Here is a 13811-nt window from a genome sequence, read left to right on the forward strand (position 1 = left end):
TTAGTAAATAACAGTAAATTAAAATAAGAAAAAAATCATGAACAAGAATAAACAAATAATTCAGAAAATAATCAGAGCGGGATTAGTAACAATATCGGTATTGACGGTACTATCAGAGGCACAAGCATACCCGCCTAGTTCTTATAGCCGTGTTTCCGGGTCAGAGCGTATTAGCCCACAAGGAGCAACAGCACTAATAGACCCGTTACCTGAATTAGATAGGCAGCCATTACTACGAGCAGTATCAAGACCAAGAACACCGGGCAGAAAGCCATCAAAATATTCCAAAGTGCAGCAGTTAAAGCAGGAGCAAAAAGACGGGACGCCTCAGGATGAGGATAACGAAGCTATCTTGACATGGGATGATAGCGATTATACTACTTTATTATATGGAGTAGATAGTGAGGTAGAAGATGTTAGGCTTAGCAATAAAATATTAGAGGATTGGGACGTAGATGATGATTCAAACCTTGACCTGGACGTCCTAGATTCGCTATGCCCTGCTCCGGCAATCACCTATATTTTAGATAGTGTGTTACAAACTAATAAAGAAGCAGGTGCTTTACTATCTAGAGCATTGCCTAATAATAATGCGGATGATGCCATAACTTTTGAAGATATAGAGCTTGTGCTACAAGAAATAGAGCAAATGGCTTTAGTTGAAGGGAATAATAGCTTATCGGTAGCCGGGGCATTAGAAACTAATGATGCATTGGATGATAATAGCGTTGCTTATGAAGATGAGAAAAAAATAGGAGTTACGGCGGTTATTAAAGAGTTTTTAGAGCAAACTAGTTTAGAAGAAGATTTAGAAAATGAAGAAAATAGTAAAAATAATGCTGCCAATCATGCCGATAATAGCGTGACGCAGCAAATAGAGGAGCAAGTAAATAAGCCGTCAGATGAGCCTGTAGTAAAAGGAGCAGAACAAATACTAGCAAATGCCGGGATGTACAATGCAGAGCGGGCATCTATGGTGGTTAGAGGTCATAACCAATTAATTATGTCAGTTATTAATCAGAGAATGAATACAGATGCATCTAATAGGACGTTAGGAATAGTGGGAGCAGGAGATGAGACCTATAATCAGCACGGCATATGGGTAAGCCCTTTTATCGGTAATTCTGCGCAAAAATTCTCTGCTAGCATCAGTGATTATAAAAGTAAGAATAGTGGGGCAACGCTAGGCTATGATGGCTTTGTCAGTGATAATTTATTATTAGGGTACGCATATACTAGAGCTATAACTAAGATTAAATATAAGAATGAGAAGCTAGGAGATGAGAGCAAAGTAAGAAGTAATATTTACTCAATATACGGCTTATATAATGTTCCTAATAAGAATTGGTTTATCAGCGGCATAGGGTTATATGGGGATAGTATAGTTAAAAACTATGCGCAGAGAGCGGTAGTTATCGGAAATAAAATATCCGGTTATCAAACAGCTCATAGTAAACATAAGTCATATGTCTATACCGGTCAATTAATGGTCGGTTATAATTATATCTCGTCTTCTTCCGTGAGTTTCAAACCGATGATCGGTATGAGATATGACAAAATGCGTGATGCTAGCTATCAAGAAAGCGGTACGGATTATCAGAATTTGGCAGTTAAGGGTATTTCAGCAAGTTTAATAGAGGGGATAGTAGGGGTTAGAGGAGCAAAACACATTAATCTCGGTCATATGGTCATAACACCGGAAATATACGGTTTTGTACATCGTAATTTTAGAGATAAAGCATCGGCTATTGATGCGAGATTGTTTGGTATGGAGAACCCGCTGCCGAGTATGACATTAACGAGAGCTAAAACTAGTATTAATTTTGGTGGCGGCATAACTGCGAAATATAAGAGTTATGAATACGGCATTCACTATAATGGTAATGTCGCCAATAAGTATTTAGCGCATCAAGCTAGTGTGAAGCTAAGGGTCAACTTCTAGATTTTGGGAACACCGTGGCGTTGTTGCATGGCTCAAAAATTGCTATATTTCGGTATTCTTTAAAAATACCGCGGTGCCATGTCGTGGTCAAGCCCACTACTGTACGAACGTTGAAAAAAGGCTGTGTCATGCCGTGACTTGATCACGGCATCCAGGAAAATAAAGCCATATTAGACTTATTTTAGAATCTTTTTATGATATTATAAGCTGGACTGAAGTGGTCGTAGCCACGGAATGACAGAATTTTTACCTCTTTATTTAAACGTTCGTACAGTAGTGGGTCAAGCCGGTGTTGTTACGTGGATGGTTAAAAACGCCCAAAATTATAGAGAATGACAAATTAAATCATCCCAATTAAAATAAAAATATATATTGGGCTATTATTTGCTAATTACTGCAAAAGCAATACAAACAGGATAATCATCCGAGATGGATAGATGAATATTTACGGAAGTAAATTTTTCTAAGTAATTTGAGGCAAGCTCAACAAAAGGTTTCCCAAAGCTATCATTTAATATTATGATATCTTTAAAGCTTATTCCTCTACCGACTCCGGTACCGAGAGCTTTACTAATCGCCTCTTTTGCGGCAAAACGTTTTGCTAAAAAACCGGCATGTACTTCTTCATTTAGTAAAGCAAGTTTTTTTAACTCGCTTACCGCTAGAATTCTTTTAGTAAAACGCTCTTTATATAAAGATAATATTTTTTCGATTCTAGGAATTTGTACTATATCTGTTCCAACGCCGACAATCATAAATATACTGCTCGTAAATGAAGAGTTAGTTTAATTTATTATTTTTCTACTTTTTTGATGTCATACGTTGATATGTAAGGCGTTGTTGCATGGCTACCGGAATCGTCATTGCGAGGAGGCATTTATGCCGACGTGAATCAAAAATTACTATATTTTGAGTATTTTTAAAAACGCGTCGGTGTCAAGCCACGGTATGACACCATACTTGTAATAACCATAATACGGTAAATTATGAGCCATGCAACAACGCCTATATGTAACCCAATCGTGATCAGCAAACAATGCAAGTAATACAGGATAATCACCGTCTCTATATTTAATATTTTCATTTATGAAATCCCTATTTTCTAATATTACAATATTTGTATCTATAAAGCAAGGATAGTATAAGCAAAGGGCTTGCTCCCTGCTTATACTATTCTCTTTAAAAACTAATAAAAATATAAAATTTATACTAATAATTAAATATTACTTGGCTTTTTTAATTATATTAATATTATACTACCATGTTAATTAGTATTTTAAGAATCATAGTTATTTAACCAAGGAGTATAATATGAAAGAATTAATAGATTTTTTAGAAAAGAAAGGATTTACCGCGGAAGCTAATAATTTAAAAAACGGCGCTACTACTCTTGACCTCCGTAATAAAAATATAGGAGCTGAAGGAGCTAAGGCTATTGCCGAAGGCTTGAAAACTAATAACTCTATTACTCTGCTTCAACTTCAAAGTAACAACATAGGAGCTGAAGGAGCTAAGGCTATCGCCGAAGCTCTAAAAACTAATAATTCTATTACTCAACTTAATCTGTGTGGTAATTACATAGGGGATGAGGGAGCAAAAGCTATCGCCGAATGGTTGAAAACTAATAACTCTATTACTTACCTTAATCTTTACAATAATAAAATAGGAGATGAAGGAGCTAAGGCTATCGGCGAAGGATTGAAAACTAATAATTCTATTACTCAACTTAATCTACGAGCTAATCAAATAGGAGATGAAGGAGCGAAAGCCATTGCTGAAGCCATAAAAACCAACAATACTATTACTCAAAAAACCAACAATACTATTACTCAACTTAATCTCAGTACTAATCAAATAGGAGATGAAGGAGCGAAAGCTTTAGGCGAGGGTCTGAAAACTAATAACTCTATTACTCAGCTTGATATTAACAATAATCAAATAGGATATGAAGGAGCGAAAGCTTTAGGCGAGGGTCTGAAAACTAATAACTCTATTACTCAGCTTTATCTAGACAGTAATCAAATAGGATATGAAGGAGCGAAAGCTTTAGGCGAGTGTCTAAAAACTAATAACTCTATTACTACCCTTCAACTTCAAAGTAACAAAATAGGAGATAAAGGAGCGAAAACTTTAGGCGAGTGTCTGAAAACTAATAACTCTATTACTCAGCTTCATCTTTACAATAATCAAATAGGATATGAAGGAGCGAAAGCTTTAGGCGAGTGTCTGAAAACTAATAACTCTATTACTTCTCTTGAGCTCAATAGTAATCAAATAGGATATGAAGGAGCGAAAGCTTTAGGCGAGTGTCTGAAAACTAATAACTCTATTACTTCTCTTGAACTCAATAGTAATCAAATAGGATATGAAGGAGCGAAAGCTTTAGGCGAGGGTCTGAAAACTAATAACTCTATTACTTACCTTGAGCTTGGAGCTAACAAAATAGAAGCTGAAGGAATAAAACAACTCCAAGAATATACACAAAGAAATATCAAAATTGCTCAAGAATATAATCCTCAAGCAGAAGCATTAAATGCTCAAGGTAATGTTCTTTCCAATAATGGAGAATATGACAAAGCGATAGAAAAATATAATGAAGCAATGGCGATTAGTAAAAAACCTTTATATGCTAAAAATAAAGTAAACGCAGAAAAGAATTATGCAAAACAACAAGCAGAGTTAGTGGCTAAGCAAAAGGCAGAATTAGAAGCAAAACAAAAAGCAGAGTTAGTGGCTAAGCAACAGGCAGAACTAGAGGCAAAAAAACAAGCAGAGTTATTGGCTAAGCAACAGGCAGAACTAGAAGCAAAAAAACAAGCAGAGTTATTGGCTAAGCAACAAGCAGAATTAGAAGCAAAAAAACAAGCAGAGCTATTGGCTAAGCAACAGGCAGAATTAGAAGCAAAAAAACAAGCAGAGTTATTGGCTCAAATACAACAAGAGCAACAAAAAATAATTCAAGAAACGATGACATTAATAGCCGAAGGGAATGATAGGATAACAGAGAAAAGTGACAAAGGAATATTAATATTAGGCAAAACCGGAGCAGGTAAAAGTACCCTAGCTTACTACTTAGCTAAAGAAGAGCTAACTGTAGTTAAATATAAAGGGGGTTTTCGCTTACAACCTAAAAACGATAAAAACGGTATTATAGTTAATCACTCCATGAAATCAGAGACTAAAATTCCAGCTAAACTTATCGACACAAACGGTATAACAATTTGGGATTGTCCGGGTTTTATGGATACAAGAGAAATAGCGCAAGAAATTGCAAATGCTTTTTATATAAAACGATTATTTGAGACTAGCAAACAATTAAAATTTATTTTGGCAATACCGGATACACTATTAGAAGATAAATTTGACATTATTAAACCAATATTCGATCAATTTAGTAAAACTTTTACTAATACTGAACCTTTAAAAAATAGTTTATCACTAATAGTCACAAAAGCAGATACTAATAAGAAAGTGATAGATATTCAAGAAACTCTTAACGAAATTTCCCAACAATATAAACTAACCCACCCTAAAATTTCTGAAATATTAGAGATTTTACGGGAATCCATATACTCTTTTGTTCGTCCTACGGGTGAAGGAAACATACCAAATTCTGATTTATTGGAAGCCATTGAGGATAACACCGAATATGTAGATTTATCTACAACCCCTAATCTTGCTAATATATCTATTTCAGATGAAGCAGATAAATGTGCAAAAGACTTGCTCCAAATTACTTATAACAATATTAATCAATTATTAGGAATTTTTACAAAAGCTATTAGTGATCCTAATAAATGTATGACAGGTATTAAGGGTAACACGTTTATAGATTCTTATAGCATTGTGGAATCTTTACCTAAATCATCAACTTCGGAAAAAAATGCTTCATTTGACAATTTACCCTTACACGGTTCTCTCGATCCATTTTTAAAGCTTGACCAAATTAAATCTTTACAAGAAAAATTGTTTGAAAATTTATCCAATAATAATTCAAATTCTATTCAAAATATTTTTCAAAACGTACTAAAAGTATTTGCAGAATTTGTAATAAATGATAATAAATTAAAGCAAAAAATACAAGACTATGACTATGTATTTAAACAACAAATAGATATTAATAAATGTTTTAGTGAAGTATGCGGAAATAAACCGGTATATAATATGGAGCAAGATTTACAGGAATGTAAAGAGAAGATAGAGGAGGCATTAAAAAGAGAAATCAAACTCCTAGAAGTAGAAGATGGTAAAATAAATGCTGAAAACGGTGAGCCTGATATAGCTTATTACACAAAAGCCGTCGAATATTTAGATATCTATAAAGATGATCAAAATTGTATTAAACAAAAAGCTAAGGCATATAAAAACTTAGGGAATATATACGATGCTCAAGGTGATTACATTCAAGCAGCAACAAACTATACTAAAGCGTTAGAAATGAATAAAGAATTACCTGAGATATATGAAAGATTAGGTGAAATGTTATTTGAGAAAAAACACTATAAGGAAGCCATTAAATTTTTGAAAGTTAAAGGAAACGTAGAAAAAATTAAAGAGTGCTTTGAAAAGCTCACTAAAGCTAGTCCTAATGATCCTAATCTTATAAAAGATAAAGCGGATTATATTTTTTCCATAGAAGATTATGGTAAAGCTATGAAATATTATAACATAGCCTTATATCATAGTCTTAAAGATGATAACTTGTACTCAATTATTGGTGAAAAGATAGTCAATTTTAAAACTGAGAAATCGAAAAATAAAGCACAAATTATAGAATTTATAAAAAGCGGAGAAAAATATCATTATAATGAAGTTAATGTACAGGAACTAAATAATCAATTTATAGAAAAAATGAAAGAACCGATACAAAATTTACCTATTGAACAAACTAACTTAGTTCCTATTCCTTGTAACGACAATCATGAAGTACATATCAACGGTGGTATATTAGATTCACATATTTCATAATAACTTACATAAGTACATAAGAAATTTCGCTGTCCATAAAATTATAATATAATGGACAGCAGAAAAACCCCTAAAAATACTGTATATTAAATCATGAAATTATACTTAGTGGACGGCTTTGTTTACTAATAGATTTAATATACAGTATTAAATCTTTATTGTTAATAAGTTAGAAAAGCTAAATGAAAATATTAGCGAGTATAACGAAAAGGCAAAAGCAGATTCGTAATTTAACATAAAAATTACCGGGGCATTTCCTGTTTTTTGGTGTCATTCTAGCTAAAGGCGGAAATCTAGGCTTTTCTTTGTCATGCTGAACTTGTTTCAGCATCTTTAGTAGATCCTGAAATAAATTCAGGATGACTATAATTTTTCTAGATTCCCGCTTTTAGCTAGAATGACATACGGCACTTTTTTAGAGCCATGCAACAACGCCCCTATAACGGACGAAGGGCTTGGCGGTGGTGATGCGCAAGTTTATTCCGGAGTGTTATATATACGAATAATGGTTCAACCGGGATGCAAGCAGTGCCTGGGCATGGTGAGTACAGCTAAATTCAGAAAGATTTAGACAAGATGAATTTAATGGTGAGCCTGCGGAGCGTACTGGAGTACGTGAGTACAGGCGAATCCAGAAAAATTCGCTTGTATCAAGCTTTATGAATGACGCTGTATGTAGTAAATAGTAAAGGCAAAGTGTAGATACCATTATTAAGCATGGTATAAATTACACATATTATAAAACTCTGTTATTTTCTCTTTCACGGCTATCGGATCATTCATTAAATTAATAGCTCCCCTAAATTCCGCCGAGTTAGGCAGACCGCTACTATACCAACCTATATGTTTTCGAGCAAGCGGCACGCCGGTATTATTGCCGTAATATTCTAGTAGTGCTTCGTAATGCTCAATTATTACGTTAAGCTGTTCGGTTATAGAAGGAGGCGGGGTTTCTTCGCCTGTTTCAAGATAATGAGCGATTTGGGAAATAAGCCAAGGCTTGCCGTAAGCACCTCGCCCAATCATAACCCCATTTGCTCCCGATTGTTTTAAAGCCTCTTTAGCTTTGTCAAAACTATTAATATCACCATTAGCAATAACCGGAATTTTTACCGCTTCTTTGACGTGTCTTATAAACTCCCAATCAGCACTGCCTGAATAAAACTGGCATCTTGTCCTGCCGTGGACGGTAATCATTTGAATTCCGGAGTCTTCGGCAATTTTTGCGAGTATCGGCGCATTTCTGGTTTGATCGTCCCAGCCTGTGCGCATCTTAACGGTTACCGGAACTTTTACCGCCTTAACGGTTGCTTCAAAAATTTTTGCCGCCAGTCCCTCATCTCTCATTAAAGCCGAACCGGAATAGCCGCCTACTACTTTCTTTGCCGGACAGCCAAAATTAAGGTCAATAATCTTAGCACCCATATCTTCGTTCATTTTTGCCGATTCCGCTATAACTTCAGGCTCGCAACCGGCAAGCTGAACGCATGCTCCGGTTTCGTCGTCATGAATGATTGCACATTTTTGCAAGGATTGCCGTGATTCTACAATCATTGCCCTACTTGCTAACATTTCAGAGATAACGAGTCCCACCTTAAATCTTCTGCCGAATTTTTTGACCAGCTTCCTAAAAGGTAAATCCGTAACGCCCGACATAGGGGCCAATATCACGTTAGAAGCTAGTGTTATATTACCGATTTTAATCATTTATACTACTCCTCTTTCAAGAATTGGAAACTGTCATACTGTGTTGTTGCATGAAATCCTCATTGCGAGCGACTGGAGGCGTTGTTCCATGGCTAATAATTTACCGTATTATTATAAGTACGGTGTCATACCGAGGTCCCTCCCACGGTATCCAGAAAAATCTTAATAAAAAGACTAGGATACCGTGGTCAAGCCCACTACTGTACGAACGTTTAAATAAAGAGGTAAAAATTCTGTCATTCCGTGGCTACGACCACGGAATCCAGCTTATAATATCATAAAAAGATTCTAAAATAAGTCTAATATGGCTTTATTTTCCTGGATGCCGTGATCAAGTCACGGCATGACACAGCCTTTTTTCAACGTTCGTACAGTAGTGGGTCAAGCCGGCTTTGTTGCATGGATGGTTAAAAACGCTCTCGGTGTCATTCTAGCTAAAGGCGGGAATCTAGGCTTTTCTTTGTCATGCTGAACTTGTTTCAGCATCTTTAGTAGATCCTGAAATAAATTCAGGATGACTATAATTTTTCTAGATTCCCGCTTTCGCGGGAATGACATACGGCACTTTTTTAGAGCCATGCAACAACGCTCCGCCTTTAGCTAGGATGACATTGAAAATTCGAGCCATGCAACAACACCATTGCCGCGCGGGAATGACATCTAAGCACTTTTACCTATCCGTGTAACAAAACAAGCCCCCCTTACTTCTCCGACGATAACGTGGAGTAAATACCGTTTTCTTTTCTAATAATATCATATTGCCTTTGGGCTATTGAATCGACAAAGTGAATATTACCGGATAAGCCGATATAAGGTTGTCGGCTTTTCATTCTATTTAAAAATCTTTCAATGGCAAATTCTTCGCCGATATAGCTAGCGGTCACCTTGCCGAGATCATAGGCTAAGGCGTGCATAAAATTTATATGATTAATTCCGAGTTCCTTAGCTCTTTCAGGTACATTGCTATTAAGAATATTTAAAGAGCCGGTAAAATTAATATTAATATTCTCCGGATAATCGATATCAATACGATTATCGCCGATTAAAATAGCTTTTTTATCTAAATTATGTTTTCTTATGCTGCTTGCAACTAAATTTAAATTTTTTGGATCGTCCGATAAATAAATCACCGGTTTTGCCGCATCTTCTCTTTCATTGATGATATCGACGTTATCGGAAATAATCGCTGCCGCTTTTGCTATCGATTCAGGAGTATCAAGATAAAGTTCAGTGCGTACCAAAGTCGCGCTTTTCTGAATTAATATATTTTGTATTACTTGATTAACGGTTTGAGAATGCTTTCCTTCAGGTAAGAGAGCCATAAAATCCTTATAATTATTATTACCGAAATAATTGATGATTCTAATTAACTGTTTTAAAGGCGCATGTCCGAAAACAAATAATTTTTCTTCCGCTAATGCCGGATTATTAGACATGGTGATTATAACAATGTCATTAGCTTTTGCTTTCTCGGCTATTAGCGAAGTAAAATTAGAATATAAAGGTCCAAGGATAATCTTAGTTTTGCGCTTTACTATCTTATCCATAGCGGCAAGCACGTTTTTTTCATCCGAGCCGTCATAAGAAGTAACGTGGATATAAGATTTTACCGCATCGCTAAGACCCATTTTAATTAAATCTTTATATTGCTTGCCGGCTACTCCATCTGCTCCGGTCGTCGGCATTAAAATTGCAATCTCAATTTCTTCTTTCACGGATTTTGGTTTTGTTACAGGTATATCTTCCTTAAAGCTTTGACAAGCCGATAAGTAAATTAAGCAAAAAAATGATAAAGTGATTCTCAGGTTCAGTGAAGATTTCTCAAATAATCTAATTATGGTTCTTTTTTGCTGCAAATTATAAGATTTTTTTGAAATAGGAGTGCAGCTAAATTCAGAAAGGTTTAGACAAGGTGAATTTAAAGATGAGCCTGCGGAGCGTACAGAAGTATGTGAGCATAGGCGAGTTCTGAAAAATTCACTTGGATCAAGCGATCGCGATGACGCTGTAGCTATTCCTTCAAAAATCTTATTAATCTTCGCTAAAAAATATCCTATAATATAAATTATTTGAGAAAACTTTACTGAACCTGGAAATTTTTGTTTTATACTAGCCATAAAATATTATTATAAAATTTAAAAAATTATGATTTTAAGAGCAGGGCTATATATTGTTTCAACTCCTATAGGGAACTTAGAAGATATAACGTTAAGAGCATTAACAACCTTAAAAAATTCAAGCGTTATTTTGTGTGAGGATACCAGAATATCGCAAAAATTACTAGCAAAACATGGCATTCGCGTAAAATTACAAGTTTATAATGATCATAGTGATGAAAGCAATAGGAAAAATATTATGCGGCTAATTGATCAAGGGGAAATAGTAAGCCTTATTTCCGATGCCGGTACGCCTTTAATTTCCGATCCGGGGTATAAGTTAGTACGAGAATTACGTAACCTTAATTATCATCTAGAAATAGCACCCGGAGTTTCATCGCCGATTGCTGCTTTAACTTTATCGGCTCTTCCGACCGATCGTTTTTTATTTTGCGGTTTCTTGCCTAAAACAATCGAGGGTAAAAAGAAAACTTTTAATGAATTTGCAAATCTTCGTGCTACTTTAATCTTTTTTGATACGGCAATACGGCTAATAGAGTCGTTAGTTATAGCTAAAGAAGTTTTAGGTAATAGAGAAATATGCGTAGCGCGGGAGCTGACTAAGCTTTACCAGCAAGTAAAAACAGCTCCTATTAACGAGGTAATTGAATTCTATAAAAATAATCCTTTAAAAGGTGAAATAGTTTTATTAATCTCCGGCTTAGCAGATGAAAATGATGAAAAATTAGCAAGCGATTTACAAGCTTTCATAAAACTGTCATTAGCTGAAAATTTAACCGCTAAAACAATTACCGATCTTGCCTATGAACGATTCGGCAATAGTTACAGCAGAAAGGAAATATATAAGGAAGTGAATAAAGTGAAGTGATTATTATAATTACTACGCCCATATCTACATATAATTTATATTCTTGATAAACATAAAATTACGAGCTATAATTAGTACTTAATTTGATATTTATTATAGGTACAATAATGGAGCATATTTATGCAAATCTTACGGCTAGCATATCAGAATTTAAAAAAAGTCCTACCGCTTTACTAGATAAATCTAGCGGTGAACCTATTGCTTTACTAAATCACAACAAACCGACAGCTTACTTAATTCCGGCTAAGTTGTATGAACAAATAGTTGAGGTTTTAGATGACGGGTATTTACTTGAACTTGCTCAAATTCGATTGAAAGAAAAAACCAACGCCGTTGCGGTTGATTTGAATGACTTATAAGCTGGCATTTATTCCTACTGCAAAGAAGGAGGGATAAACTAGATCAGGCAATAAAAGAGCAATTTAAAAAGAAATTAGCTGAGAGGCTAAAGCATCCTCATATATTAAAAGATGCAATAAGTGGCGGTAGTAATCTATATAAAATAAAGTTAAAATCTGTAGGATATAGATTGGTTTATGAAGTAGATGACAAACGCGTAATAATTCTTGTTTTAGCTATAGGTAAAAGAAACCGTAGCGAAGTATATAAAAAGCTATTTACTCGGATTTAAATAATATTATACTTATGATAGAATATGATCTAATGAAAGAACCTCCCCTGCTCTTTTTTCAAAGGCATTAATCATTTTTTCCGTTGCTTTGACAAAATACCCCCCTATCAACTTATCTAATATAATCGATTGCATTTTAAAATCGATATTAAACTCTACTAAACTTCCTTTAACATCCGGTGAAAATTGCCATATATTCTTTAAATATTTAAAAGGTCCGGAAATAGCTTCGACATTAATTAAATATCTTTCGCCGTCTAATATTTTACAGGTAACACTTGATTGATATTTTTCCGAAAATCCTTTTACCCGTAGCACTAACTCGGCAATAATTTGTTCATTATTTTTAGAAATAATTTTAGCAGCCGCACACCAAGGCAAAAATTTAGGATATGCTTCTACATCAAGCACTAAATAAAATAATTCGGCAGGGCTATACGGCAAGATTTTTACTTGACTGAATGAAGGCATAAAAAAACTCGGTTAATTTCATATAATGAAAAATTGATAGACGAAGATCAACTTCAAAAAGTGTAAGGCAATTTTTGAAGTTCTATCTGAGTATAGTGAATTCAGTTGAATTTTGTGACAGGCGCGAGGAGCGAAGCCTATATATTAATAGGCGAGACGACGAGCAACGTGCTACAGCGTTCAAATCAATTTACTATATATACTAAAAGTCTGTTACTTTGCCCTTATGCTGCCAATCACCGTATCTTGTAGGTTCTAACCCTTTGACTCCGCCTATTTCTTTACTGCTTTCTTTTTCTTTTGGCAAATTTTCTTGTTCTAATATATTATCTTTTTTATTATCCATAATTTGATATTTTTTAATTTATGAAATTTTCCAATCTTAATAGAATTTATATTAATAATGCTTTAGCTGCAAATAGTAAAATAGAATTAACGGGCAATCATGGACATTATATTAAAACAGTGCTTCGATTAAAAATACAAGATCAGTTTCGAGTTTTTAATAATGTCGACGGTGAATTTATAGCACAAATTCATGATATCGGCAAAAATAATTTATCGATAAATATTACGAAACCGTTAAGGAAAGCGACCTTAATGTTGCCCTTAACTCTTGGGCTGGCAATAATAAAACCGGAAAAATTTTTATTAGCGATAAATATGGCGGTGCAACTCGGCGTGACTAAAATTGTGCCGTTAATTACCGAAAGATGTCAATTTAAAATTATTAATAACGAACGATTGCTTAAATGCACTATTGAAGCGACGGAGCAATCGGAACGCCTTACCCCGCCGATTATCGAACCGGTTATTTCGCTTGAAAAATTTTTAAAAAACCATAGCAACAACCTAATATTATATGCTAATGAGTGCGAGGATAAAACTAATTCTTTGCTTAAAATCTTACCTAGCGGCTTAAATAATATATCGGATATTTTATTTATTGTCGGACCGGAAGGAGGATTTAGTAGCGGCGAACTCAAAAAATTAGCAGCACAAGAAAACGCTAAATCCTTTAGCTTCGGCTCTCATATCTTACGAACCGAAACTGCCGTAGCCGCGGGACTCTCACAAATAGGGTTGGTGAGGAATTTTTAAAGTTAT

Annotated in this window: 14 protein-coding genes and 1 pseudogene; 8 read left to right on the forward strand and 7 right to left on the reverse strand. The window is 34.7% G+C overall.

Going from position 1 to position 13811, the window contains the following annotated elements; translation table 11 throughout:
* Positions 1-37: 37 nt before the first annotated feature.
* Positions 38-1942: an autotransporter outer membrane beta-barrel domain-containing protein gene (locus AAGD64_RS08300; RefSeq protein WP_341793069.1), complete on the forward strand. Its 1905-nt coding sequence runs from the start codon at positions 38-40 to the stop codon at positions 1940-1942.
* On the opposite strand, the gene AAGD64_RS08305 is transcribed toward AAGD64_RS08300, so the two are convergent.
* Together AAGD64_RS08305 and acpS are read right to left on the reverse strand one after the other, a co-directional pair.
* Positions 1932-2072: a hypothetical protein gene (locus tag AAGD64_RS08305; protein WP_341793070.1), complete on the reverse strand. Its 141-nt coding sequence runs from the start codon at positions 2070-2072 to the stop codon at positions 1932-1934. The genes AAGD64_RS08300 and AAGD64_RS08305 overlap by 11 nt on opposite strands.
* 250 nt (positions 2073-2322) lie before the next feature.
* Positions 2323-2697 carry a holo-ACP synthase gene (gene acpS / locus AAGD64_RS08310; RefSeq protein ID WP_341793071.1) on the reverse strand — a complete coding sequence of 125 codons (375 nt, stop codon included), beginning with the start codon at positions 2695-2697 and terminating at the stop codon, positions 2323-2325.
* A gap of 556 nt (positions 2698-3253) precedes the next feature.
* Between acpS and AAGD64_RS08315 the strand changes: the two genes are divergently transcribed.
* Together AAGD64_RS08315 and AAGD64_RS08320 are read left to right on the forward strand one after the other, a co-directional pair.
* Positions 3254-6910: a tetratricopeptide repeat protein gene (locus AAGD64_RS08315; RefSeq protein ID WP_341793072.1), complete on the forward strand. Its 3657-nt coding sequence runs from the start codon at positions 3254-3256 to the stop codon at positions 6908-6910.
* Positions 6911-7307: 397 nt separating this feature from the next.
* Positions 7308-7481 carry a hypothetical protein gene (locus AAGD64_RS08320; RefSeq protein WP_341793073.1) on the forward strand — a complete coding sequence of 58 codons (174 nt, stop codon included), beginning with the start codon at positions 7308-7310 and terminating at the stop codon, positions 7479-7481.
* A 140-nt stretch (positions 7482-7621) separates the two neighbouring features.
* On the opposite strand, the gene dusB is transcribed toward AAGD64_RS08320, so the two are convergent.
* Positions 7622-8617 (reverse strand): tRNA dihydrouridine synthase DusB, encoded by a 996-nt coding sequence (gene dusB / locus AAGD64_RS08330; protein ID WP_341793074.1) that lies wholly within the window; start codon positions 8615-8617, stop codon positions 7622-7624.
* Positions 8618-8640: 23 nt separating this feature from the next.
* Between dusB and AAGD64_RS08335 the strand changes: the two genes are divergently transcribed.
* Positions 8641-8898, forward strand: coding sequence for a hypothetical protein (locus tag AAGD64_RS08335; RefSeq protein WP_341793075.1), 258 nt, complete (start codon positions 8641-8643; stop codon positions 8896-8898).
* A 100-nt stretch (positions 8899-8998) separates the two neighbouring features.
* On the opposite strand, the gene AAGD64_RS08340 is transcribed toward AAGD64_RS08335, so the two are convergent.
* Both AAGD64_RS08340 and AAGD64_RS08345 read right to left on the reverse strand, forming a co-directional pair.
* A complete protein-coding gene (locus AAGD64_RS08340; protein WP_341793076.1) occupies positions 8999-9196 on the reverse strand; it encodes a hypothetical protein in 198 nt (65 codons plus the stop codon).
* Positions 9197-9318: 122 nt separating this feature from the next.
* Positions 9319-10428 (reverse strand): penicillin-binding protein activator, encoded by a 1110-nt coding sequence (locus AAGD64_RS08345; RefSeq protein ID WP_253310117.1) that lies wholly within the window; start codon positions 10426-10428, stop codon positions 9319-9321.
* Positions 10429-10762: 334 nt separating this feature from the next.
* Here AAGD64_RS08345 and rsmI point away from each other — a divergent pair, with 334 nt between their 5' ends.
* From rsmI to AAGD64_RS08365, 3 genes are all read left to right on the forward strand, one after another.
* Positions 10763-11602 (forward strand): 16S rRNA (cytidine(1402)-2'-O)-methyltransferase, encoded by an 840-nt coding sequence (gene rsmI / locus AAGD64_RS08355; RefSeq protein WP_341793078.1) that lies wholly within the window; start codon positions 10763-10765, stop codon positions 11600-11602.
* Between the two features lie 107 nt (positions 11603-11709).
* Positions 11710-11961 carry a type II toxin-antitoxin system Phd/YefM family antitoxin gene (locus AAGD64_RS08360; RefSeq protein ID WP_253308489.1) on the forward strand — a complete coding sequence of 84 codons (252 nt, stop codon included), beginning with the start codon at positions 11710-11712 and terminating at the stop codon, positions 11959-11961.
* A 50-nt stretch (positions 11962-12011) separates the two neighbouring features.
* Positions 12012-12233: a type II toxin-antitoxin system RelE family toxin gene (locus tag AAGD64_RS08365; RefSeq protein ID WP_253310116.1), complete on the forward strand. Its 222-nt coding sequence runs from the start codon at positions 12012-12014 to the stop codon at positions 12231-12233.
* A gap of 12 nt (positions 12234-12245) precedes the next feature.
* Here the strand turns inward: AAGD64_RS08365 and AAGD64_RS08370 are convergent, their stop codons facing one another.
* Together AAGD64_RS08370 and AAGD64_RS08375 are read right to left on the reverse strand one after the other, a co-directional pair.
* On the reverse strand, positions 12246-12704 hold the full coding sequence (locus AAGD64_RS08370; RefSeq protein WP_253308488.1) for a type II toxin-antitoxin system RatA family toxin: 459 nt from the start codon (positions 12702-12704) through the stop codon (positions 12246-12248).
* Positions 12705-12906: 202 nt separating this feature from the next.
* Positions 12907-13032 (reverse strand): annotated as a pseudogene (locus tag AAGD64_RS08375) (DUF1674 domain-containing protein); the annotation flags it as partial.
* Between the two features lie 38 nt (positions 13033-13070).
* Between AAGD64_RS08375 and AAGD64_RS08380 the strand changes: the two are divergent.
* The gene (locus AAGD64_RS08380) at positions 13071-13805 is read left to right on the forward strand and encodes a 16S rRNA (uracil(1498)-N(3))-methyltransferase (RefSeq protein ID WP_341793079.1); all 735 of its coding nucleotides are present in this window, start codon (positions 13071-13073) and stop codon (positions 13803-13805) included.
* Positions 13806-13811 lie beyond the last annotated feature (6 nt).

Source organism: Rickettsia endosymbiont of Ceutorhynchus obstrictus, assembly GCF_964026565.1.
Classification (GTDB): Bacteria; Pseudomonadota; Alphaproteobacteria; order Rickettsiales; family Rickettsiaceae; genus Rickettsia.

Excerpts from the sequence above, each read along its gene's own strand:
- AAGD64_RS08300 (WP_341793069.1), top strand. The coding sequence starts at position 38 with ATGAACAAGAATAAACAAATAATTCAGAAAATAATCAGAGCGGGATTA.
- AAGD64_RS08320 (WP_341793073.1), top strand. The coding sequence starts at position 7,308 with ATGACATACGGCACTTTTTTAGAGCCATGCAACAACGCCCCTATAACG.
- dusB (WP_341793074.1), bottom strand. The coding sequence starts at position 8,617 with ATGATTAAAATCGGTAATATAACACTAGCTTCTAACGTGATATTGGCC.
- AAGD64_RS08340 (WP_341793076.1), bottom strand. The coding sequence starts at position 9,196 with ATGGCTCTAAAAAAGTGCCGTATGTCATTCCCGCGAAAGCGGGAATCT.
- acpS (WP_341793071.1), bottom strand. The coding sequence starts at position 2,697 with ATGATTGTCGGCGTTGGAACAGATATAGTACAAATTCCTAGAATCGAA.
- AAGD64_RS08370 (WP_253308488.1), bottom strand. The coding sequence starts at position 12,704 with ATGCCTTCATTCAGTCAAGTAAAAATCTTGCCGTATAGCCCTGCCGAA.
- rsmI (WP_341793078.1), top strand. The coding sequence starts at position 10,763 with ATGATTTTAAGAGCAGGGCTATATATTGTTTCAACTCCTATAGGGAAC.
- AAGD64_RS08360 (WP_253308489.1), top strand. The coding sequence starts at position 11,710 with ATGGAGCATATTTATGCAAATCTTACGGCTAGCATATCAGAATTTAAA.
- AAGD64_RS08305 (WP_341793070.1), bottom strand. The coding sequence starts at position 2,072 with ATGACACAGCCTTTTTTCAACGTTCGTACAGTAGTGGGCTTGACCACG.
- AAGD64_RS08380 (WP_341793079.1), top strand. The coding sequence starts at position 13,071 with ATGAAATTTTCCAATCTTAATAGAATTTATATTAATAATGCTTTAGCT.
- AAGD64_RS08315 (WP_341793072.1), top strand. The coding sequence starts at position 3,254 with ATGAAAGAATTAATAGATTTTTTAGAAAAGAAAGGATTTACCGCGGAA.